Raw genomic sequence first — 255 nt, forward strand, 5'->3', positions numbered from 1 at the left:
TAAGAGAAAAATAGAAAAAGCAAACATGATTCATAGTATGTCCCGTGTAGGGAAATGTATAGATAATGGACCGATGGAATCATTTTGGGGAACGTTGAAATGTGAAAAGTATTACTTACATAAATATAAAACATTTGAAGCCTTACAACAGGCAATAGATGAGTATATCCAATTTTATAATAACGAGCGTTACCAAGAAAGGTTAAACGGCTTGAGCCCATTGGAATACAGGATTCAAGCCGCTTAAGGTTTTTT

The 255-nt window shown here is 34.1% G+C and carries 1 protein-coding gene; it reads left to right on the forward strand.

Annotated features, from left to right (window positions below; all coding sequences use genetic code 11):
- Positions 1-247, forward strand: a 247-nt coding sequence (locus tag AC1M36_RS28645) for a transposase (RefSeq protein ID WP_479846534.1), incomplete at its 5' end; no start/stop codon positions are given.
- Positions 248-255: the final 8 nt, after the last annotated feature.

It is taken from the genome of Bacillus sp. Medicinal_06, from assembly GCF_056711665.1.